Here is a 21,281-nt window from a genome sequence, read left to right as displayed (position 1 = left end):
AATACACCCGAGCAAATTTCGAAAAACACGTATATTTAGTAAAGGTTTGATTCACTGTGTTTTAGTAGATAATTAAAAATGGCAACCCGTAACTATCAAGGCAAAAAATTTGACAGCCAGCGCTCCGAGCGCGTGGTCGATGCATTGACGGTAGAAGAAGCTTTGCAGATCAACATCAATGGCAAGCCTTTTACCCTGTCTATGCGCACGCCTGGTGATGACAAAGCTCTTGTACGCGGCATGCTGCACAGCGAGGCTGTGATAAACGATACAGGTTTTCACCCAAAGCTCGTTTTGCACAAGGAAAACGAGGACGGAATAGTAACGGTGGTAGATCTGGAAATTCCAGAAGATAAGTTGGGCGCCGGCTATTCGAATTCGCGTTCGCTCTTGTCTGTTTCTTCTTGCGGTATTTGCGGCAAGACCGAGCTTTCAGAACAAGGCTTTTTGGGCAAGACCTTAGATGAACCCATCACTTTTGATGGCCCTGCCTTTAGCGCTATGTTCTCTAAAATGAATCAGCAGCAGTTTGACTTTAAACAATCCGGAGGTACCCATGCTGCCGCAGCCTTTGATGCTTCTGGGGACCTTTTGGTTGCTGCGGAGGATATCGGGCGGCACAATGCCGTAGATAAGGTCGTTGGACACTTATTGCAGCTAGGCCAGCTCAAAGCGGCCAAGGCCATGACGGTGAGCGGCCGTATCTCTTACGAGATCAGTATAAAAGCATTTAAAGCCGGAATCCCTTTTTTGGCAGCCGTTTCGGCACCCTCTTCTTTGGCGGTAGACTACGCAAAGGAGCTGGGCATAACCCTTATGGGATTCTGCCGCGACGGGCGTGCAACTTGTTATTCGCATCCGCAGCGTATAAAAAACAACCCACAAAACAACATTAAAGCGAGTTAACTCATGTCAGAAAATTTAAGTGAACTTTTAGGTCGAAAAGGCCTGCAGGACAACCTCTTTGACAAACTGGGAAATTTGGCGCAGCCTGCCGGAACTCCAGACAAAGAGGCCTTGGCCCTTTTGGCCGACGAATTCCTGATCGGTAAAGCCAATACCTACGGCACCGCCACCTTTTACGATTTTCTGAAACCCGAAAACAAGGGCAAACAAGTCTATGTCTGTAATGGTACGGCTTGCGAATGCGCGGGAACTCAGCCTGGAGTTATTAAAGAACTTAAAAAGCAATTTACCGACGACCAAATTGGGCATATGTGCTGCTTGGGTCGTTGTCATGAGAATGCTGCCTTTCATTACAAGGGTCATAATTACTCCGGAGGAGCCATTGATGCCTTGGAACAGATAATTAAAGGCGAGGACGAACATCACAGTGACCGCTATAATGTGGCGGCGAGTCACGAGCCAATATTGACCGCAGCATTTACGGATGTAGACAGCTATTACGAGCCTTGGTTAGCGGTTTTAGGACAAGATTCTGCGGATGTGTTAGAAGAAATAAAGACCTCAAATGTACGCGGACGAGGTGGAGCCGGATTCCCTATGGGGCTCAAATTAGAGTTTTGCCGCAATGCAGAAGGCTCGGTAAAGTTCATTATCTGCAACGCAGATGAAGGCGATCCTGGGGCTTACTCGGACCGATACCTTTTAGAAGAGCAGCCGCATTCGGTGCTCTTTGGCATGTTGGTGAGCGGTTATGTGACCGGAGCCAATCACGGTATTCTTTACATCCGTGCGGAATATCCGGAAGCTGTAGAGATAGTTCAACAAGCCATCGACGCTCTAAAAGATCGAGGCCTTGTGGGTAGTAATATTGGTAACTCCGGATTCGACTTTGAATTTAAGATCATTCAGGCGCAGGGTTCTTATATCTGTGGAGAGGAAACAGCCCTGATCAATTCTATAGAAGGACAACGCCCAGAAGTACGCGTGCGTCCACCCTATCCTGCCCAACGCGGATTATTTAACCGCCCAACAGTGGTGAACAATGTGGAGACCTTAGCGGCGTTACACTACATCATTTCTGAAGGTGGCGAAGCTTGGAAAGCCATTGGAACCGAAAACTCTTCCGGTACCAAACTGGTTTGCCTAGACAGTTACTTCAACAAACCTGGCATGTACGAGGTTGTTATGGGAACACCCATGAAAACTGTAATAGAAGACTTAGGCGGCGGTTTTAAAGAAGCAGTGAAAGCTGTGCAGATCGGTGGGCCTTTGGGTGGTGTTGTTCCGGTGGAAAAACTCAGCGAGCTCACCCTAGATTTCGAATCTTTTAAAGAAAATGGTTTCCTATTGGGGCATGCTTCTGTGGTGAGTATACCAGAAGACTACCCCATGATCAAATACATTGAGCATCTTTTCGATTTTGCCTCTTACGAGAGTTGCGGGAAGTGCTTCCCTTGCCGTTTGGGTACCAAACGCGGCCACGAATTAGCCTCCAAAGCCATTCAAGGCAGAGAGACCATAGACCGCGAACTTTTTCAAGACCTATTGACCACTTTGGAACAAGGGTCGCTTTGTGCCCATGGGGGTGGTATCCCGCTGCCCATCCGCAACATTGTGCACTACTTTGATGACGAACTAAAAAATTACTTCAGTTAAGCTATGAAGACAGCCTATATAAACGATATCGCCTACACTTTTGAGCCTGGAGAAACTATGCTTTCATTTGTACGTAGGCATAAGGACGATAACCTGGTCCCCACACTTTGCGATGCGCCGAATTTAGATCCTTTTGGTGCCTGCCGTGTTTGCTCGGTAGAGGTCGCTTTAGAAGAAGGTGGCCCGGTAAAGACCATGGCGTCTTGTCATACCCCAGTAAGTGAAGGGCAATACATTTACACCTCAACCCCAAGTGTCCAGAAACTGAGAAAGAATATCATTGAGTTGGTATTGACCGATCATCCTTTGGACTGTTTGACCTGTGAGGTTAACGGGAATTGCGAGCTGCAAACTGTGGCTGCCCAAGTTGGAATACGCGATGTGCGTTATCCGGCTGGAGACAATCATCTGCATAAGACCAAGGATCTGAGTCATCCGTATATGACTTCGGATTTTAGCAAGTGTATCAACTGCTACCGCTGTGTTCGTGCCTGCGACGAGGTTCAGGGAGAGTTTGTTTTAAGCATGGCAGGGCGTGGTTTTGATGCTCATATCATTAAAGGTTTAGATCAGAGTTTTATGGATTCTGATTGTGTGAGTTGCGGTGCTTGTTCGCAGGCCTGCCCTACTTCAGCGATCTCGGACGTGTTCCAATCTAAAGCAATACAAGCCACAGAAACCACCCGTACCGTTTGTACCTATTGCGGGGTGGGATGTAATTTAGATGTGGCTACCAACTCTGGAGAGATCTTAAGCATTACTGCGCCTTATGATGCGGAGGTAAATCAAGGACACACCTGTCTAAAAGGGCGATTTGCCTTTAAGTTCTATGACCATCCGGAGCGATTAGACTCCCCGATGATCAAGCGCAATGGGGAATTTGAAAAAGTAAGCTGGGACGAAGCCTACACCTATATTACCGATAAGTTCAATCACTATAAAAACACTTATGGGCCAGACAGTATGGCCGGGATTTCTTCTTCTCGTTGTACCAACGAGGAGAATTACTTGATGCAGAAGTTCTTTAGAGCAGTGCTGCAAACTAACAATATTGACGGTTGTGCCCGCGTGTGCCACTCGCCTACCGCTTTGGGAATGCAACGCACCTTTGGAACCGGAGCTGCCACCAATTCCATTGAAGATCTGAAATACACCAATTGCATTATGGTTATTGGGGCCAACCCGACAGATGCCCACCCGGTAACTGGAGCCAAGCTCAAGCAGTTTGCCATGAAGCAAGATAATGTGACCATAGTGATAGATCCGCGTAGAACAGAGATAGCGCGTTATGCCGACCACCACTTGGCGCTGAGGCCAGGAACCAACGTAGCCGTGCTTAATATGATGATGTACTATATCATTGATGAAGGCTTGGTCGATGAAAGCTTTATTAAGAACCGAACCGAAGGCTATGAAGACTTTATCAAAGAGCTTATGGCTATCGATATTGACAAACTAGAAGCCGTTTCTGGGGTGCCAAGAGAGCAGGTAAAAGCGGCTGCAATTGCATATGCGACTGCGCCCAACGCCATGTCTTTTCACGGCCTAGGAGTTACCGAACATTCGCAAGGGACTTTTACGGTGATGCAAATTGCCGATCTGGCCATGCTTACCGGAAATATCGGGCGTCGAGGCGTAGGTGTTAATCCGCTCCGCGGGCAAAACAACGTACAGGGAAGTGCGGACATGGGCGTACAACCCCACCAAGGTGCCGGTTATTTGGACGTGACCAATCCGGAGATCAACAAACGCTACAACGAATTTTACGGCTCAGAACTGCCGCTACATATTGGGTATAAGATACCAGAGATGTTCGATGCTGCTATAGAAGGCAAACTCAAAGCTATTTGGATCATTGGAGAAGATGTGGTACAGACCGATCCGAATACACAGAAGGTGATCAAAGCGCTGAATGCAACAGATCTTGTCATTGTGCAAGAACTCTTTATGACCGAAACAGCCAAACAAGCAGATGTGATCTTGCCGGGCTCCTCTTTCTTAGAAAAGAGCGGAACCTTTACCAACGGAGAACGTCGTGTGCAAGCGGTGCGTCAAGTGGTAAAACCCATTGAGGGCACCAAACCAGACGGGCAGATCATAGTAGATATTATGAACCGCATGGGATATAGCCAACCCGATTACACGCCAGATGGCATGCTGGAAGAGATCTCGCAGATCGTGCCTTTCTTTGCCGGGATCAAATGGGAACGCTTGGGTCAGAACGGCCTGCAGTGGCCTGTTGCTCCAGATGGCACGGACACCAAGATCTTACACGAACAGGAGTTTAAACGCGGATTGGGCTATTTTGAATTCCATCCGTGGGAAGAAACCCAAGAGATCACCCAGCACGGGAAAGACTTCCCCTATATTTTGACCACCAATCGTGAATTGGAACACTACAATTGTGGTGCGATGACCAGGCGAACAGCTAACGAGCAGATATTAAAGAGCGATTATTTAATGATCAATCCTGCGGATGCCGAAAGTCATTTGATTAACGATGGCGATTTTGTCTGTATAGAATCTCCAAGAGGTAGGGTAGATGTCAAGGCTCGCATTACCGACGAGGTAAAACCGGGAATCTTAAGTACCACCTTTCACTTTCCAGATATCATGATCAACAACATTACCGGAGACGTGCACGATTCTGAAGCCATGTGCCCGGAATACAAAGTGGTCGCCGTACGGATCAGAAAATCGAAAGGGAAATTTAAATCTCTGTTGCAAGACAAATAAACAAAGCGCCCAACGATTATAGATATAGAATGGATCAAAACTTCCGTCATAAATGGTAAAGGATTTCTTTTTCAGATCGGCCAAATCTGCTACGTAGACATCTTGAGTTACAGCTTGTACACGGATGCGCTTGCCTAGGTAATCTGGATCTTCGTGGAATTCAACCGTCCCACCTTGATACACCCTAAAAGAACTAATTTCGTTGTCAAAATCAATTCCTCCGGTAATACATTGATTGCGCAATAAATGTCGGTTGAAATAGCGTCCACTTGAAGCGTTGACAGTGTAAGCCGGACCTCCCAAACTATGCGCGCGAGCAATTCTAAACTTCAAGGTACTGCTCTTAGGGGTTGCAGACGGCACCGCCTCTTTTAAAACGCCGAATTTTTCTGACAATACGGCAAGTTGCTCCTGCTAATTTCTTAAATATAAAAACTTAACAAACAGCTTCTTACACCTTGAAGAAAATTGGTGTTAATGATGTAGATATGATGCGGGAAAGGCCTAATTCAGTCTGGTATAACCCTCCAAATTGGTTACCCCCCAAAGGTCTAACTCTTCTTGACTCCACAGCTCTGGGAAGAAGATTCGCCTTTGGTATTTTGGGTGCATATACTTGTGCCAATCGCTACCTCCGGTGGCTTCTGAGCTACCTTTACCAGAATCCAAATACTGGGCGGCAGTGTTGTAATGATGCATCACCCATTTGATGTTGACCGTGTGATCGTAATGACGCATGGCATTTATAAGGTCAATATCTTGCTGATGGGACTCTGGTAGGCTTTTGAATTTAGTCCAGAGATTTACTTCATTGTAACGCTGCATCCAAGCGATGAGTTCGTCCTTGTAACGCGCCTCAAAATTCTTCATCAGCATGGTTGGCTTACCGGTCTTGTGATCTTTAGCAGCAACCTGCCAATACATATGATTAAAGGCGTGCTCATAAGGAGTTTCTCTATCTATGGTCTCGCGGTGGCGGTGATCAATTAGGTTGATGAGCTCTGTTGAGGCTATCTCAATTTTTCGATACTGTACCGATTGAAATCCACTTGCCGGCGTGAGCGTGTCTCTAAATTTCATGTATTGCTCTAATTCCATGCCCTCACTCATAATATGGAAGGAGTTAGAAAGCATATCGAAATAACGACTAATGCGCATCAGGTGCATAGTGAATTTTCCTGGGTCTATGTTTTCTGTAAAGGAGATCTGATCGGCCTCCCAAAGGATCATCTTAAAAAGTAATTCGTTGATCTGATGATACATGATAAAGACCATCTCATCGGGTTGCTGAGTGCGCTTGATTTGTAAACCCAATAGCGCGTCTAGCTGGATATAATCCCAATAATTGATAGATTCGGCATGAAGCAAGCCAGACAAATGTACATCCGGATTTTGACCTACTGCCTCGTACTTGGCAACAATGGCAGCCACAAGTTCTTCTCGGGTCATAATGTGTTTAGTTTTGTTGATGAGTGCGTCCGATTTGCCACTCGCTCCACATCCCTATTTGTCTCGCAAATCGAATCAAACAAATATACATCCATTTAAAATAGTACCACTTTTGGCCCGCATCTTTGCCTTAAGTAACCTAGGTTACTTTAACTATCAACACAAATGTTGTAATTTGATTTCCTTAAAGTAATTCAAAACAAGAGTTTGAAACGCAGAGCATTCATACAAAAAGCAACCTTGAGCGCCTTTGGAGCCGCCTTGGGAACAGAGATCGTCTTTGGAGCAAATATGCTTAAAGGCTATACTCCTTTGGGTTTACAGGACCCGGACCCTTTTAAAATGTTTAATAAGAACAAGGACATGGTCGTACTCAACGACAAGCCTTGGAATATAGAGGCACGTGCCCATCTTTTAGACGAAAAGGTAACGACCAACCCGAGCATGTTCATTAGAAATAACGGGCTAATTCCTCAGAATATCGATGCTTCAACTTGGATCTTGACCATAGATGGAGAAGCTGTAAAAACGCAGAAGACCTATACCCTAGCAGACTTGAAATCTAAGTTCAAGCAATACACCTATCAACTCACCTTAGAGTGCGGTGGTAATGGTCGCAGTGAGTTCGATCCGCCGGCAAAAGGAAACCAATGGACAGTAGGCGCTGTTCATTGTGCGGAATGGACGGGGGTTCGTTTGCGCGATGTGCTAGAAGATGCTGGAATTGCTAGTGATGCGGTATACATAGGCTATCACGCTGCGGATATTCACTTGAGCGGGGACACCAAAAAAGAACCTATTTCTAGAGGTTGCCCTATGGCCAAAGCATTGCAAGACGAAACCTTATTGGCCTTTAAGCTCAACGGAGAAGACATTCCCCTGGCGCACGGATATCCTCTGCGCTTGGTTGCGGGAGGTTGGCCAGCCTCAGTTTCTGGTAAGTGGGTCAATCGCATCAGCATAAGAAATAAAGTACACGACGGCGCTAAGATGACGGGTACGGCTTATCGGGTTCCCTGTAAACCTGTAGCTCCCGGAGCCAAAGTGGCAGACGAGGATATGTGTATCATAGAATCCATGCCTGTAAAGTCGCTAATTACCTATCCAAAATCCGGAGCAGTGATACAAAAAGGCCACAGTCTAGAAATTAGAGGTCATGCCTGGGCAGGAGAACTCGCTGTGACCAAAATGGAATACTCCATAGACTTTGGGAGTACTTGGAAAAGCTGTTCGCTAGAGCGACCTGCCAACCGCTTAGCCTGGCAACATTTTAGCGCAAATATTGACTTTCCAGAAGTTGGATATTACGAAGTATGGGCCCGTGCAACTGACAGTCAAGGGGTATCACAACCCATGGTCTTGCCCGGTTGGAATCCGAAGGGATATTTAAACAATGCTTGCCACCGAATAGCAATCAAAGTAGCCTAGATGAACAGTCCGGAAGAATTTAGAGAACAGGTTGGGCAGCTTTACAAAGCGCTTACCGCCCTTTTGGCCGGATTCGTAGTATTCATGGTCTTGGTAGTGGCCTATGTGAACAATCCGGGGCTCTTTGAATCCAAGGAGGAAGGCTGGGTTGCAGTTCCCGTAGAAGAAGATGATCCGGACCTCATCGTAGACGGAATCCACCAACGCACCGGACTAATTGATGCCGAAGGCCTTAATACAGTGATAAGTAATTGTACCCCTTGCCATTCTGCCAAACTCATCATACAAAACCGCATGAATGCAGAACGGTGGAACACCACCATTGCCTGGATGCAAGAAACCCAAAACCTTTGGGATCTGGGAGACCAACAAGAGATCATTGTGAATTACTTGGTGACCAACTACCCGCCAAAAGCCAAAGGACGTCGGATGGCACTAACCGATATTGAATGGTATGAACTGGACCAAGACTAAATATTTGTTGTTTTTGTTGGCGCTTACCGCTTGTAAATCGGAGCAGCTGGTGGAAGAAATTTCTCTGCCAGAGCGCAAGCTTATTGAGGTAGAGCAGCTTACAGACTTATTGGAAATGGGCCAAGTTCAGCTTGTAGATTTTAGAAAGAAAGACGCTTTTTTAAGCGGTCATATTCCCGGGGCGGTTAACCTTTGGCGTTCGGATATAGAAAATTCCGAGCATCAAACTGCAGGCATGATGGCCACAGCAGCGCAGTTAGAAGACCGACTGTCTAAACTTGGAATAGGTAATGATAAGTTCTTGGTGGTTTATGACAATAACGGCAACTGCGATGCCAGCCGATTTTGGTGGGTGATGAAGCAGTATGGATACAACAAAGTATATCTTTTAAACGGTGGCCTGAAGTCTTGGCAAGCAGGCTTGAGCAACACGGCAGTAAATCTGCAAGAATCTAGCTTTAAATTGCCCTATAAAAACCCAAAACCAGAGCGGTATTTGGACCACAACACACTTTTTGAGCTCTTGGAGCAAGAGGTCGTGGTCATAGATGCGAGATCTCCGGATGAATTTAGTGGCAAACGCCTTAAAAAAGGAGCTGCCCGAGCTGGGCGGATCCCAAAAAGCATTAATATGGATTGGGTGATCACCGTGAATCTGGATGGAGATCACAAATTCAAATCTCTGGAGGAGCTGCAAACTTTGTTTCAACAGATCGACACAAACAAAGACAGCCCCATAGTGGTCTATTGTCACAGCGGTGTTCGCTCAGCGCATATGACCTTTGTGCTCACAGAGCTTATGGGTTATACCAATGTGAAAAATTTCGATGGGTCTTGGATCGATTGGAGTGCAGCAGCGCATTTACCGATAACTCAAGACAGTTTAATAACTTTGCAAAATTGATATGGAAAAGTATTTAGAAGCCTTTTGGAACGCCTTAGTTGGCACTGCGGATTGGACTTGGAAATCAATCATTTTTGAAGTGCCTTGGTACACGAATTTCTTTTGGGGACTTACCGCTATTTCTTTAGTGGTTTGGCTATTGGAGATCGCCTTTCCTTGGCGAAAACAGCAAAAGATCTTTAGACGTGATTTCTGGTTGGATGCCTTTTATATGTATTTCAACTTCTTTGTTTTCTCTATAGTGATCGCCGGGTTCTATCAGGTATTGAGTTTGTTATTTGCCGAGGTGAATATCACGGCCAGCAGTTTGGCTCTTATTGATTTCTCCGGATGGGCTCCTTGGATGCAACTTTTAATCTTTTTCATCATCTTGGATTTTGTACAGTGGTTTACACACGTACTCTTGCATCGCTATAAATTCCTCTGGAACTTTCACAAGGTACACCACAGTGTAAAAGAAATGGGCTTTGCCGCGCATTTACGCTACCACTGGATGGAAAATGTACTGTACAAACCTCTAAAGACCTTCGGGGTAATGATCTTAGGTGGCTTTGAACCAGAGCAGGCATATATTGTGCATTTTATCGCCATTGCGATAGGTCACTTTAACCACTCCAACATCAAGATCACTTGGGGGCCACTCAAGTATATCTTCAATAATCCGGTCATGCACCTTTACCACCATGCATATACACTTCCGGAAGGTAAAAATGGTGTGAACTATGGTATTAGCTTGAGCCTTTGGGACTATATCTTTAAAACCAATTATATCCCAGAAGACAGCGGAACCATAACCATTGGCTTTAAAGGCGACGATAAGTTCCCGCAGGATTTTGTAGGGCAGAATCTCTACGGATTTGGGAAGAAAAAGTCTTAAATAGATAGGCTCACCATTGAAATTTGATCAATTGAGTTGACATGGATCTTGTTTAAAACTAACTGCATCCAGTTCCTCACAAATTAAAGCCTCAAAGGGGCTTGGAGAAAGGAGGAACAGTACTTGGACTTTGCCACGGCGTTCACAAAAATGCTGCCGCACCTTTACGTAGAGAGGCTAAAAGCCGCAAATTGCGCGTGAAACGCATCAAAAAAGAACTAGAGCCCCAAGCCGGACGAATGAGTTCCTTAGAGGCAAAGTTTTTAGATGATCAGGTAGACGCCAACGCCTACCACAAAATGAAACAAAACATCGAAGCCGAAATTGCCGAACTTAAAGCAGAGCGCAAGGAAATTCTAAACATGAAAAAGGATATCGAAGAGTACCTGAAACTAGGCATTTCCTTCCTTCACGGTGTAGACAAACTCTATAAAAATTCTAACGCTGAAATTAAGCGAAAAATAACCGGTTCGATATTTCCTGAAAATCTGACTTTTTTGGAAAACAGTTATCGAACCGCTTTCCCGGATGAACTCATCGCTGCAATCCTAAGTAAACACAGTGGGTTTCAATTTTTGGAAATAAAAAATCCCGCCATTTCTGGCGGGAAGTCCAATATGGCTCCCCCTATTATTCAAAGTTGCAGCACAAAGGATTATTTCGAAACCTTGAAATTAGTATTGTCTGAATTAAATAAAACGGAATCAACATGACCCATTACGCTACGGTCATCAGAGATGAAGTGCGCGTGAAAAAAACTATCATGATGGGTAAAAATCGCCTTGTGTTTTCGTGAGAAGAATCCAACAATTGAACCACTTATATTTTTATAGCTGAATTGTGTTAGGCCCTCATGTGCCTGATCGGGTGAAGAAACAGATCTGCCTTCGGGTAGATTAACACTATGGACCGAAATATCTTTAAAAACTCCATCAATCCTAATCAATAATGGCTTGTCATAATCAAAATAAAGGGAGTCAATTAATTCCTCGATAGATTTCAACGAAAGTTCTGAAGGAGCTAAAGAGATGGAATTTAAATTACTCTCTTTTGAATAGACAAAAAATGGTGCCTTAACTGCGGAGACGGGGGCTACCCGGTGGACTGCACTGTCGATGACTTTTGAAATAAATGTCTGACCTTCAAATAATAAAACCTCACCTTTTAGATATTCAATCGGCCCTAATCCATAGGCATTGGGACGGCTCAAAGAATCTGTTGAAATTTTACCTGACAAATCCCCTTTCCACATCACATCACGCATCTGACCAACAACCTCAATAGACGGCGAGTTACGGAAATTATCGCATGAAACGAATAACAGAGTTAATGATAGGACTAATAATATTCTCATTAGACAAAAATAAAAAAACCGCTACACTATAACAGTATAACGGTTATATCATTATCACTTAGCATTTCTGTAATTCAAGAGCGCAATCAATAATTAATTAGACCCTATCAGTTACTGAATGATGAATAATCTGTGTTAGGGAAAATAGGGATTAATCCGGCTTCACCACCTTCACACAACTCCATTACTTTAAATGCCATTTTACTCTCATCTTCATTAAATCTCCAATCAAGATATCTTTGATAATGCTCATATGAGGCCCAATTACCGTAGACGTAATATGTATTATTGCTATCATTAAAGAAGGCTTCAAGGGATAAACATCCATCATACTCTCTTGTGGTTTGTAAGCCATCAGGTGTATTAAGCAGATCAATCATTGCCTGTTTTTTACCAGGTAAAACCTTGAGAGTTACTAATACGGGATTTTTTGGACCAACAGCTTGCATCATACCTCCGTAGTCAAAAAAGTCACCTTGGGCAATAATTTCACCTTCAGCATTAAAATTGAAATACCAATAACCCTTGAGATTGATGTCTTTACCAGTAATAGAATTTTTTCCGGTCCAAGTCCCATAGGTTCTTACACTTCCATCTGGTTTAAGCGAAACTGTGTCGACCCCAGGAAGCCAGACCTCCGCATTATATTGAACATCCTCAAAGTTATCGTGGTATGCTTTTAACATAGAAGCATAGGCATCATATCCTAAAAACTCATTAGATCCATACATTGGGACCTCTATTTGGATGTCCTTACTTACAAGAGTAAGTTGTTCATCAAGCTTTTCTTCACCATGAAGGGCAAATAACTTTTGTGCTGTTGCTAAATTTTTGTCGAAATTGGGATTATCTGCGCATGACACAAGAAGCATCCCTGTAAAAAATAAAATCAGTTGTTTGAAATTTTTCATATGGTTAGGTTTTAAATTAAATGGATTTTTAAGGTTTGAAGTGAATTCTTTAGTAACTAACTTAAAGGTGAAAATTGAAACATTTCATTCGAGATCCCATTCAGTTTTATTACTTCACCTCTTTCAGGAGTAGATAATAATTCTTTCAACTTAATCATGTCGACATCAAACATTATAACAATGAAATTGTGGTCATCTATTTTACTTATTGTAGTTTTCGATTCATCACAACATTGAGCTCTTGTTTCTGAGAGTTTCATAAAGTCTTTATACACTGCAGCATAACTTGAAGTACATTTTCCTTTTATTAATAAGTTCATTGCCATTCATTTAGAATTAAAAAGTTCGAAGATGTTTACTTCAAATCGTATTCTTTCTAAATATTGTGAATCTTCATCTTTAATATAATTTTTATTATTCCATTGCCGCAATAACTGGCGCCCCTAAAAGTCCTGCAACACAATAGGTATTTGTAAGACTTACCAATTCAGCAAACATAGCTTCACGTTGTTGACCTAAAGTCATATGGGCCTGAACACCTTCAGGCCCATTATAAATTTCAGTCAAACCATAAAGGGTGTTTCCTGTTTCACCACTATTTGGATCGAAAGGATTTTTGAATTCGGGAGATTTAAACACAGAATAAGATAAAACAACAGGTTCTTGATCACCAGATAGGTGATGAGTCTCCCGCATAAATTGTTCATGGGTTTCTATAAAACGATCCATTCTTTCTGTAGCTTTGTTAGGCACTACAAATGAAACATGAAAACCAAGACTTCCTCTTTTAATACTCATATTTTTATTTTTGGTTAGTAATTATTAAATATCCTGCGACATAACCTGCCCTACGAAGACATTTACACTTTGATTTATCGGATTACCAGTAATTCTGCGAAAGGCAACTATTTGCCCGGTATGATAAATTATATCCGAGAATGGCCCGTTAATTAAATTCCAAAAAGGAGTAAGTACTTCCTGGCCATTGTAGTTTAAGCGTACACTAATTTTTGAATAATCAGGATTGCTCTCAAGTGCTTTTAAAATTGCGTAAAGGTTATTTAGAGCTCCTTTACGGTAATCTTCAAACCCTGACCTCTTATTCGAAAAATCATAAATTCTTCCGGCGAATGCATCTGAAATAGCATCGGTTAACATAGATATATGTTCAATGTTTTCATAACAGGATCTCCCATCTTCACAAGGCCTGTAATCCAAATCAATTTGGCGAAGGCCTTCAGTTGCCCAGTAAAATCTAAAACCTATACCTTCAATCATTCGGGATAATACAGTAGTAGAGGTGTAAGAATCGGAGTAGGGACCAATACTTGAAAAGGGTAAATTATTCATATGAAAGTGATTTATTATATAATGTATGGTAAAATAACATTTAATATTTAAATATGCAATACAATTGCGTAAAGCAAACCTATTTACCATAATTGACCTATCAAAATTTTATAGAATATGTTTTGGAAATTAGAAAGTTAAATCTGAGAAGGATTAGAATAGCTCAGTTATTGATTTTCGGTCAGTAATTTTTCCAATTTAACACGATATTTTTTTCGATAATTTTCTGAATGTTTGGTGGCCTCCAACTGCTTTATCTCATTCAGCATTTCCTCAGATAAAGAATGAAATTTAACCTTGACATACTTTTGGGTCCAATTCATCATTTCAGCCAAAATAGGGTACAGGTCAATACCCTTTTCAGTAAGATAGTAGTGTTTTATTTTAGAATCTTGCTTGTCTACAATAACATTTAGAATACCATATGATTGAAGCTTTTTAAGTCGATCAACAAGTAAGTTTGATGCTATTTTCTCGGGAGATCTCAGAAATTGAGAATAGGTATTTGCTCCCATAAAAATGTCTCGGACAATCAACAAAGACCATTTATCTCCAACCAGATCTAAAAAAATATTTACAGGGCAGTTTGATCTTAATTCCATAAATAATTCTAAATGATTCCTCTTAAAATAACCTTCATTGAACCATAAGGAAGTAATCAAAGGTTTTGCTAATGGCGTGAAGTAATTTTGAACTTATACTTTTTCTATTATCCTGCAAAATTAATATTATTTAAGGGCCAAATAAAAATTAAGATGAATTAATGGAAACAATTAAATGTATCATCCCTTAGTTCAATCGATTTAAATAAAAAAACCGCTACACTATAACAGTATAACGGTTTTATCATTATAAGTTGCTCCCCTATTATTCAAAGATGCAGCACAACTAAATCTTTTAGTAAATTAAGTTTTACTTACCATTCTGAATAGGGTCTGTGTTGGGCATAATTTTGTTTAAAACAAAATAAACTGGGCAGAACTTTGTTATTGGACTGATGAGCTGAAGCCCACCAACAGATACCGCTATCCATAAAAATTCCATATTAGCAGTATACAATGTTAACCCAACGCTTACTAAATAAAGTATACCAACAATAGCATCATGAGCTCTTACTTTAGAAATATTTTTTTCCATTTATGTCTGTTTTTTTTAATTAATAGTTTTTTAATCAACTCTTTTAATGAGTTCATAGATTACCCTTTTATCGAATCCATTGGGAACATATTCATTCATTTTTGATTTCTGTATAATTGAGTTGTAGATACTATTGCTCATCGGTTGGTAGCTTAAGGCTTCCATTGCATCAGACAAATTATCGAATCCGTCTCTTGTAATAGCAGAACTTCCAGAATGATTACCACTCGGATATATCTTGGTTCCAACAGCCCAATTTTTCTGCTTAAAACTTTTGTTTTTCATGTTACTTTCAAACCATGGCTTCCATAATTGAAGTTCTTCTGTAATGAATCCTTCAAGGTTTATGGGAGTGAAGTAATTGATAATTGCATAATTGGCTGATTCACCTAACGCTACTTCAGCTTTATAGTATTCGACATCTGAGATTGTTTTGATTGAATTAGTCTCGATATCGGATAAATTCATTCCTATTACCTCAGGGTTCCATATAGAAGCGCTTTGCGTAAGCTGAGTAAGATTTTCAAAATAGTTGGCGAATAGGTACCGATGAACGCCAGGAACAGATACCTCTTTGAGCATAATCCAAGAGCTCATTTTTCCGTCATCAATCGCTTTTTTAGCAATTTGAGACCAATAGTCCTTTTCGAGCCTTTCAAAGCGTTGCTGATTCTCATTTGAAACCTCTACATACATAAGTGTTACGACTTGTGCAGCAGATAAATTAAACCACAGCAGGGATAAAATAAACAGTAAAGTTTTCATAATTAATTGAGTTAAATTGTTTATATTCTTGTAAATTACAAGAAACAATTTTATTATGAGACAAATTTTATCACTTTTATTTTTAATGGCAATTTTTACTGGTTGTAAAGATCAAAATGTAAATGTTCAAAAATCAGGAGGTATATGGCACTTAAATGATGGTATTTTTAATGCCGATGGAACAAGTAAAAAGGCGGTAATTGGTTCAGAAAAAGACCTTGAAATTGCAATGGAACTTTTCGATGCGTATACAAACTTAAATTCTCAGAGAATGGTTGAGCTATCTGCAGATGTTGTAAAATTCCATCCTGGCGAAATGGCAGGGATAATTGATGTTGATGCTTCAAATACTGAGTTCATTGATCAAATACAGTCAACATTTAAATCTATTGACAGAACAGTCTATAATATAACTCCTATAGCCGTTGAAGGCTCTGAAAACTATACTGTAGTTGGTATTAATTACACTCAAGTAATTACGCACAAAGACGGTAGTACTTCTTCTGGTCATTATTTTGAGAGAATTCATGTTGAGAATGAGAAAGTAGTTCGGATAGTTCAGTGGATGCGCCCAATGGAATAGTATTCAGCCATGAAATAATTTATGAATACTTATTTTTGTGGTTTAAATACTCTCTATGAATAAAACAGATTTTAGGTCATGCTGTCCATTAAGTTCTTCTTTGGAACTAATAGGAGACAAGTGGTCTCTTCTCATTGTTCGTGATTTATTAATGGGTAAAAACACCTATTCTGATTTTTTATCTTCTCCTGAAAATATTGCTTCAAACGTTTTAATTACTCGATTGAAAACCCTTAAAGAATATGGTATTATCGATGTAAGAAAAGATAAGGATAGGAAGAACATCAAATACTATTCTTTAACCGAAATGGGGAAGGGTCTATTGCCAGTAATGGCTGAATTAGCTCTATGGTACGAGAAGCATATCTATGCAGAACCTGAGCCATTAAGTCAGCATTTAACTAATATCATTAAGAATAGCTGAGAAGCTTATATATCAATTGTTCTATATTCTTAATTCAATAAATGCAACCGGGTTAGAGCCTTGAAGAAAAAGAAAAAGCCATCGAAAATCGATGGCTTTTCTAATATGGCTCCTCCACTTGGACTCGAACCGGACCGAGGGATCACAAAATGTCCAGTGGACATTTTGCCCGAGGGGCCAGCTTGCCGGGCTGGATGTGGCCTTGGAAGGGTCCAAGTTATGCCAAAAGAAAAAGCCATCAATTCTGATGGCTTCTAGACTTATGCTCCTCCACTTGGACTCGAACCAAGGACACCCTGATTAACAGTCAGGTGCTCTAACCAACTGAGCAATTGATTATCAGTGCCTTATGCAGATAATTATGTTTAACTGTCTAAGCACTGTCAAATGACACTACGATTTCCTAAAGTTCACACTGATTCTTTAAACAAGGTATTTGTTTCCTTCTGTGTAGGAATAGATTTAGAAATCGTTTTTGTTGTAATTCCCTTTTTTTCTTTTTTAACTTTATTTGATTCTACTGGAGGATTAGGATTGAATTTTTTCAATTGAGGTAAATTATAATGGGACTCATCAATAGAAACTAGCTCTATCCCTGCGGATTTATACGCTTCTTCCTCCGAGATAAATGTGTTAGTTTTCTGGAACTTTTTTAATTTGTTGTTCTCTTCTTTTAATACCAAATTATACCGCCCCATTTTGTTCAAATACAAATTCTGTAATTTAGTATAATCTAATTTTAGATCTTCAAGATGATCACAAAATAATGATTTACCCGCTACCTTACGCGGGAATCCGTGCTCTTCAACTAACTTTATTTTAGGGTCAGTAATTATTTTTTCTAATGCAGCCTTACTGATTTTTCCAGTAAATAATTCTTTGCCTGAGGGTAGATACCAAATTCCAGCACCTATTAAGGTTTCTAATAATCCTTTTTGTCCTGCATCTAAATTACCATCATGGTACAAATCAGCAATACATACAACAACTTTAGCAAGAACCTCAGCTCTTTTTTCCAATTTATCAAAATTCATATAATTAATTTTTTTTAATCTATCCAATGTTCATTTTCTTTAATATCATTTTACTAAAATAACTGTAGCCATTTCTTTAGCTACTCAAGCTATGATCTTTTTAAACCAATTTTTTTTGTTTGATATGACAAACCTAGTCATAATCTATAATGTTAATATATAGATTATAGGCTGTTTGATTATCATTAATTAATTCAATTTTATAATCCCCTAACTGTAATGTTTTAGCTGGAATATAAAACAAATCATCACCAGAGCAGTATTCTTCAATGATTAATTGATTCTTATCATTAAAAACCTTCATAGTGCCATAAACAAAAACTGGGTAATTTACAATTGATAAATTTTGATTAGAGCCTACAGTAAAACTCTTTACATTACACAAACTTTCTAAGTAAACATCAATAGTGTCACAGGATCTGGAATAGTCATAAATATATTTTCTTAATAATTCTACAGCATTTTTGACCTTTCCCCCATTGATACAATCATCAGAGATGTAAGAGTTATATGTTTCAAAAACTGAGCAAAAATCTGAATTAATAAGTTTGTCTTGTAATTCAATTAAGGTGTAAATAAAATGGGTTTGTGGGTTTAATTCGGGTGATATATTTAATAAAATTTCATTTTTTACTTCTATTACATTAGTATAATTATCCATGGCCTTGAGATATTCATAAATGAGAAAGTAGGTTTCCCCTAATTCCAACAAAAAAGGTGTGGGGTAATCATAATCAAATTGATTTTTTTGAACTCCATTTTTCTTGTAAATGAATTTTAAAAACAATGTATGATTTTGAATTTTACTATTGTATTCCCAACCCATTGAATTAACCAAACAGTACTTATCAAAAGAGCTAGTTTTTTGATCAGTAAGGAAGTTAAACATGGACTGGTTTAGTTTTTGCTTCCCTATTTTATTGCCAATCTTTAAAACATATTTGTTTGATGATGAGCGCCAAAACTCAACTGAAGTTAAGGGTGAATCCGCATTTAAAATTTTTGAGGACAATAAAATTATTGTCAATACTACTTTAGTTAGATTTACCATTTTATAATTTTTTTTAAAATCTTTAAACTTACACGCGATGCAAATTCCCTAGCTTCAACTTCCCAAGGATGGTTATCATATTCACTTTCATAAAGCTTAAGCGCGGATTTAATGACTTTTTTCCCAGAATGATTTTGAAGATGATGACAGTATTCATGCGCAATTGTGTCAGTTAATTCAATGAGTTTGGTTGACTTTGTTAAATATATCTCCATAGTGTTATTGTTGAAGTAGTATCTTCCCATAACTGATTTATTATGATAATATTTTACTTCAAAAGAATATGGTTTTTGAGATGGAAATCTGTTCTCTAGATCTAAGAGCACAGCCTTAATAAATGATGTTGCAGGGATTAACAAATCCCTTACTTCAAGACTGTTATAATACTTCTCATTCTCTCTTTCTAAAAAGAAAATTATTATAAGGAGCACTACGCTTATTGTTATTCCTATCATCAAAAACCATTTTTAACGTTAATTATCTAACATCAAACTCTCTAACGCCCATCTCACGCCTTGATGAGATAGCTAACGCTTTGAGCATATCTCTTTTTCTTTTGCCATTTCTGATTCCGTTAAGAACTAGGACTGGTTTAAACTTATCTGAAGTAATCAGTATTAATCTAGAGATCCCAACAATCCTATATAAAAGGGGTTGGTATAACCTCAAATCTTTTATCCTAAAAAATTGTATTTCATCAGTGGTTACGTTGAATACTCCCACTCTTTCCAGTATTGTATCTGTTGTATAAGACCATTTGGTGAAATAAAGCACCAATGATTTCCATATTAGAATGATTAATGATATGAAGGCCAATTCCATTGATACAAAGGTCAGCCCTATAGTTAAAAGAAAGTAACCAATATTCAACCATTGTGACGGTCTATCAACAATCAACTGGGAATCAGAATCAAACTGCTTTGCTATTTTGAAGTCTTTATTGTTCATCATAAAACATGTTTTTGTTTATTAAATAAGGCAAGTTGTTAATTCCTTTAGGGGTTAATAAAAATTTAAACGCATTCCCCTGTTCGACTGGCACTACTAATCCTTTATTCTTCATGAGCATTAAAATATTATGTTGAATGATACGGTCCTGTATCCCCTTAAATTCGTTAGTTGTAAAGATTTCTTGTTTAGGAGGAAGATCATAACAGCACTCTAAATACTTTACCATAATTCTGTCACACAAGAATTCTAATGCAAATCTTGGGTCTGCAATATTTTGATTAATAAACCATCCATTATTGTGTAAATCAAGGACAATGTCTGTTGCTGTTTCTTTCACTATTTTTGGTAAATGTTTCATAAATTTTTTGTGTGATTATATACCATTACACTTATCGGTTTTAAATATTAAATTTTTATTTTTTCAGTCATAAAATTTGACTTTTTTTAAATTCAGATAAAAAAAATTAATCCATATAAATCTCTTTATATCTAAACCACATTTCCAAGCTCATGAACTGATTATAAAATTCTTCTTTGTTTCTAAGTTTAAATTCTACTGCCTCTTGTAATCCATCTTTTTCAATTACTAAATCAGTTATAAAACCATTTAATAATTTCATGTAAATAGTTACATCATAACCTCTATTCTTAAAGAATCTTTCAAAATGATGCTCAATAGAACCATCTGAGATTCCTACATTTTTATTAAAAATTCTCTTTTTTTGGTTTTGATCATTTATCCAATATCCTTTTAAAAGTCTGTAACTTTTGTTTGTGGTTTTATTGAAGCCATCAGTAATATTAAATTTTGGATTTAAAATACATAACATTCTTTTTAATCTAATCTCCCATTGATTTAACTCATAAATCATTTCTTGAAGTGTTGTATTAATTTTTCCATCAATACAATATTTTTGGTTGAGCTGAGTATAAAACGAATTACAGAAACGAATCAAATTGTCTCTCTCTTGTTTTATCATTTGATGTTCAAATTCAAACATTACACAACCTTCATTTTCAATAAATTGTTTAGCTTCTCTTACAGAAAGGTTTGATATATCACTTAATTTAACAGATTTAACAAATGTGAATTTTGGAATATCCCGCTCCTTGAGTTGATTAATCAAATCAATAAATGTATCATTAAATTGATGCATATCAGGATTGTTAGGATTAAAAATTAATAATAACATTAGTTTAATTTACTTTTGTTGGTACAAATATATAAAAATATTTTAATGAAAGTCATTTTTTTTGACTTTTATAATTTTATAATTTTTGGATTGAAATA

24 protein-coding genes are annotated in these 21,281 nt (G+C 39.1%); 10 read left to right on the top strand and 14 right to left on the bottom strand.

Translation table 11 applies throughout. The features are described from left to right. The first annotated feature begins 78 nt into the window (after window positions 1–78). From fdhD to fdhF, 3 genes are read left to right on the top strand one after another with little or no spacing between them, the layout of a single operon-like run. Window positions 79–906 carry a formate dehydrogenase accessory sulfurtransferase FdhD gene (gene fdhD / locus AC0J2F_RS08520; RefSeq protein ID WP_473007278.1) on the top strand — a complete coding sequence of 276 codons (828 nt, stop codon included), beginning with the start codon at window positions 79–81 and terminating at the stop codon, window positions 904–906. A gap of 3 nt (window positions 907–909) precedes the next feature. Further along, complete coding sequence (locus AC0J2F_RS08515; RefSeq protein ID WP_473007277.1) at window positions 910–2,562, top strand: NADH-ubiquinone oxidoreductase-F iron-sulfur binding region domain-containing protein; 1,653 nt, start codon at window positions 910–912, stop codon at window positions 2,560–2,562. Window positions 2,563–2,565: 3 nt separating this feature from the next. After that, window positions 2,566–5,298, top strand: coding sequence for a formate dehydrogenase subunit alpha (gene fdhF, locus AC0J2F_RS08510; protein WP_473007276.1), 2,733 nt, complete (start codon window positions 2,566–2,568; stop codon window positions 5,296–5,298). Between the two features lie 504 nt (window positions 5,299–5,802). On the opposite strand, the gene AC0J2F_RS08505 is transcribed toward fdhF, so the two are convergent. Beyond that, window positions 5,803–6,747 carry a tryptophan 2,3-dioxygenase family protein gene (locus AC0J2F_RS08505; protein ID WP_473007275.1) on the bottom strand — a complete coding sequence of 315 codons (945 nt, stop codon included), beginning with the start codon at window positions 6,745–6,747 and terminating at the stop codon, window positions 5,803–5,805. Between the two features lie 207 nt (window positions 6,748–6,954). Here AC0J2F_RS08505 and AC0J2F_RS08500 point away from each other — a divergent pair, with 207 nt between their 5' ends. The 5 genes from AC0J2F_RS08500 (at window position 6,955) to AC0J2F_RS08480 (ending at window position 11,143) form a co-directional block, all read left to right on the top strand. After that, complete coding sequence (locus AC0J2F_RS08500) at window positions 6,955–8,175, top strand: sulfite oxidase (RefSeq protein ID WP_473007273.1); 1,221 nt, start codon at window positions 6,955–6,957, stop codon at window positions 8,173–8,175. Further along, window positions 8,176–8,649: a monoheme cytochrome C gene (locus tag AC0J2F_RS08495; RefSeq protein WP_473007272.1), complete on the top strand. Its 474-nt coding sequence runs from the start codon at window positions 8,176–8,178 to the stop codon at window positions 8,647–8,649. Between the two features lie 49 nt (window positions 8,650–8,698). Further along, on the top strand, window positions 8,699–9,553 hold the full coding sequence (locus AC0J2F_RS08490; RefSeq protein WP_473007271.1) for a sulfurtransferase: 855 nt from the start codon (window positions 8,699–8,701) through the stop codon (window positions 9,551–9,553). Window position 9,554: 1 nt separating this feature from the next. After that, window positions 9,555–10,430 (top strand): sterol desaturase family protein, encoded by an 876-nt coding sequence (locus tag AC0J2F_RS08485; protein WP_087523721.1) that lies wholly within the window; start codon window positions 9,555–9,557, stop codon window positions 10,428–10,430. Between the two features lie 101 nt (window positions 10,431–10,531). After that, window positions 10,532–11,143 (top strand): hypothetical protein, encoded by a 612-nt coding sequence (locus AC0J2F_RS08480; RefSeq protein ID WP_374957628.1) that lies wholly within the window; start codon window positions 10,532–10,534, stop codon window positions 11,141–11,143. Here AC0J2F_RS08480 and AC0J2F_RS08475 read toward each other — a convergent pair. From AC0J2F_RS08475 to AC0J2F_RS08445, 7 genes are all read right to left on the bottom strand, one after another. Then, entirely contained in the window at window positions 11,086–11,784 is a 699-nt protein-coding gene (locus AC0J2F_RS08475) for an acetolactate decarboxylase (protein ID WP_374957627.1), read from the bottom strand. The two genes, AC0J2F_RS08480 and AC0J2F_RS08475, sit on opposite strands and share 58 nt — an antisense overlap. 107 nt (window positions 11,785–11,891) lie before the next feature. After that, window positions 11,892–12,695, bottom strand: coding sequence for a putative quinol monooxygenase (locus AC0J2F_RS08470; RefSeq protein WP_374957626.1), 804 nt, complete (start codon window positions 12,693–12,695; stop codon window positions 11,892–11,894). A 414-nt stretch (window positions 12,696–13,109) separates the two neighbouring features. Then, window positions 13,110–13,493, bottom strand: a complete 384-nt coding sequence (locus AC0J2F_RS08465) for a hypothetical protein (protein WP_374957624.1) — start codon at window positions 13,491–13,493, stop codon at window positions 13,110–13,112. Between the two features lie 24 nt (window positions 13,494–13,517). After that, window positions 13,518–14,045 (bottom strand): hypothetical protein, encoded by a 528-nt coding sequence (locus AC0J2F_RS08460; protein ID WP_473007270.1) that lies wholly within the window; start codon window positions 14,043–14,045, stop codon window positions 13,518–13,520. Window positions 14,046–14,212: 167 nt separating this feature from the next. Next, the gene (locus tag AC0J2F_RS08455; RefSeq protein WP_473007269.1) at window positions 14,213–14,647 is read right to left on the bottom strand and encodes a winged helix-turn-helix transcriptional regulator; all 435 of its coding nucleotides are present in this window, start codon (window positions 14,645–14,647) and stop codon (window positions 14,213–14,215) included. A gap of 310 nt (window positions 14,648–14,957) precedes the next feature. After that, window positions 14,958–15,182, bottom strand: coding sequence for a DUF2892 domain-containing protein (locus AC0J2F_RS08450; protein WP_374957621.1), 225 nt, complete (start codon window positions 15,180–15,182; stop codon window positions 14,958–14,960). Window positions 15,183–15,212: 30 nt separating this feature from the next. Then, window positions 15,213–15,947 carry a hypothetical protein gene (locus AC0J2F_RS08445; RefSeq protein ID WP_374957620.1) on the bottom strand — a complete coding sequence of 245 codons (735 nt, stop codon included), beginning with the start codon at window positions 15,945–15,947 and terminating at the stop codon, window positions 15,213–15,215. Between the two features lie 55 nt (window positions 15,948–16,002). On the opposite strand from AC0J2F_RS08445, the gene AC0J2F_RS08440 reads away from it, so the two are divergent. Continuing rightward, window positions 16,003–16,530 carry a hypothetical protein gene (locus AC0J2F_RS08440; protein ID WP_374957619.1) on the top strand — a complete coding sequence of 176 codons (528 nt, stop codon included), beginning with the start codon at window positions 16,003–16,005 and terminating at the stop codon, window positions 16,528–16,530. Between the two features lie 55 nt (window positions 16,531–16,585). Continuing rightward, window positions 16,586–16,954 (top strand): winged helix-turn-helix transcriptional regulator, encoded by a 369-nt coding sequence (locus tag AC0J2F_RS08435; protein ID WP_473007268.1) that lies wholly within the window; start codon window positions 16,586–16,588, stop codon window positions 16,952–16,954. Window positions 16,955–17,364: 410 nt separating this feature from the next. Here AC0J2F_RS08435 and AC0J2F_RS08430 read toward each other — a convergent pair whose 3' ends face one another. The 6 genes from AC0J2F_RS08430 to AC0J2F_RS08405 form a co-directional block, all read right to left on the bottom strand. Next, the gene (locus tag AC0J2F_RS08430) at window positions 17,365–18,015 is read right to left on the bottom strand and encodes a hypothetical protein (RefSeq protein WP_473007267.1); all 651 of its coding nucleotides are present in this window, start codon (window positions 18,013–18,015) and stop codon (window positions 17,365–17,367) included. A gap of 106 nt (window positions 18,016–18,121) precedes the next feature. Then, complete coding sequence (locus AC0J2F_RS08425) at window positions 18,122–19,039, bottom strand: hypothetical protein (RefSeq protein WP_473007266.1); 918 nt, start codon at window positions 19,037–19,039, stop codon at window positions 18,122–18,124. Then, window positions 19,033–19,494, bottom strand: a complete 462-nt coding sequence (locus tag AC0J2F_RS08420; protein WP_473007265.1) for a hypothetical protein — start codon at window positions 19,492–19,494, stop codon at window positions 19,033–19,035. The genes AC0J2F_RS08425 and AC0J2F_RS08420 overlap by 7 nt, the downstream gene beginning before the upstream one ends. A gap of 22 nt (window positions 19,495–19,516) precedes the next feature. Next, a complete protein-coding gene (locus AC0J2F_RS08415; RefSeq protein ID WP_473007264.1) occupies window positions 19,517–19,990 on the bottom strand; it encodes a PH domain-containing protein in 474 nt (157 codons plus the stop codon). Then, complete coding sequence (locus AC0J2F_RS08410; RefSeq protein WP_473007263.1) at window positions 19,977–20,348, bottom strand: hypothetical protein; 372 nt, start codon at window positions 20,346–20,348, stop codon at window positions 19,977–19,979. Before AC0J2F_RS08410 ends, AC0J2F_RS08415 begins: the two co-directional genes overlap by 14 nt. Window positions 20,349–20,454: 106 nt before the next feature. After that, entirely contained in the window at window positions 20,455–21,183 is a 729-nt protein-coding gene (locus tag AC0J2F_RS08405) for a hypothetical protein (RefSeq protein ID WP_473007262.1), read from the bottom strand. Between the last annotated feature and the right edge of the window lie 98 nt (window positions 21,184–21,281).

The organism is Gilvibacter sp. CC01 (assembly GCF_055755295.1).
Note: the sequence above shows the minus strand (reverse complement) of the source record. Positions and strands in the feature narration are given on the sequence as shown.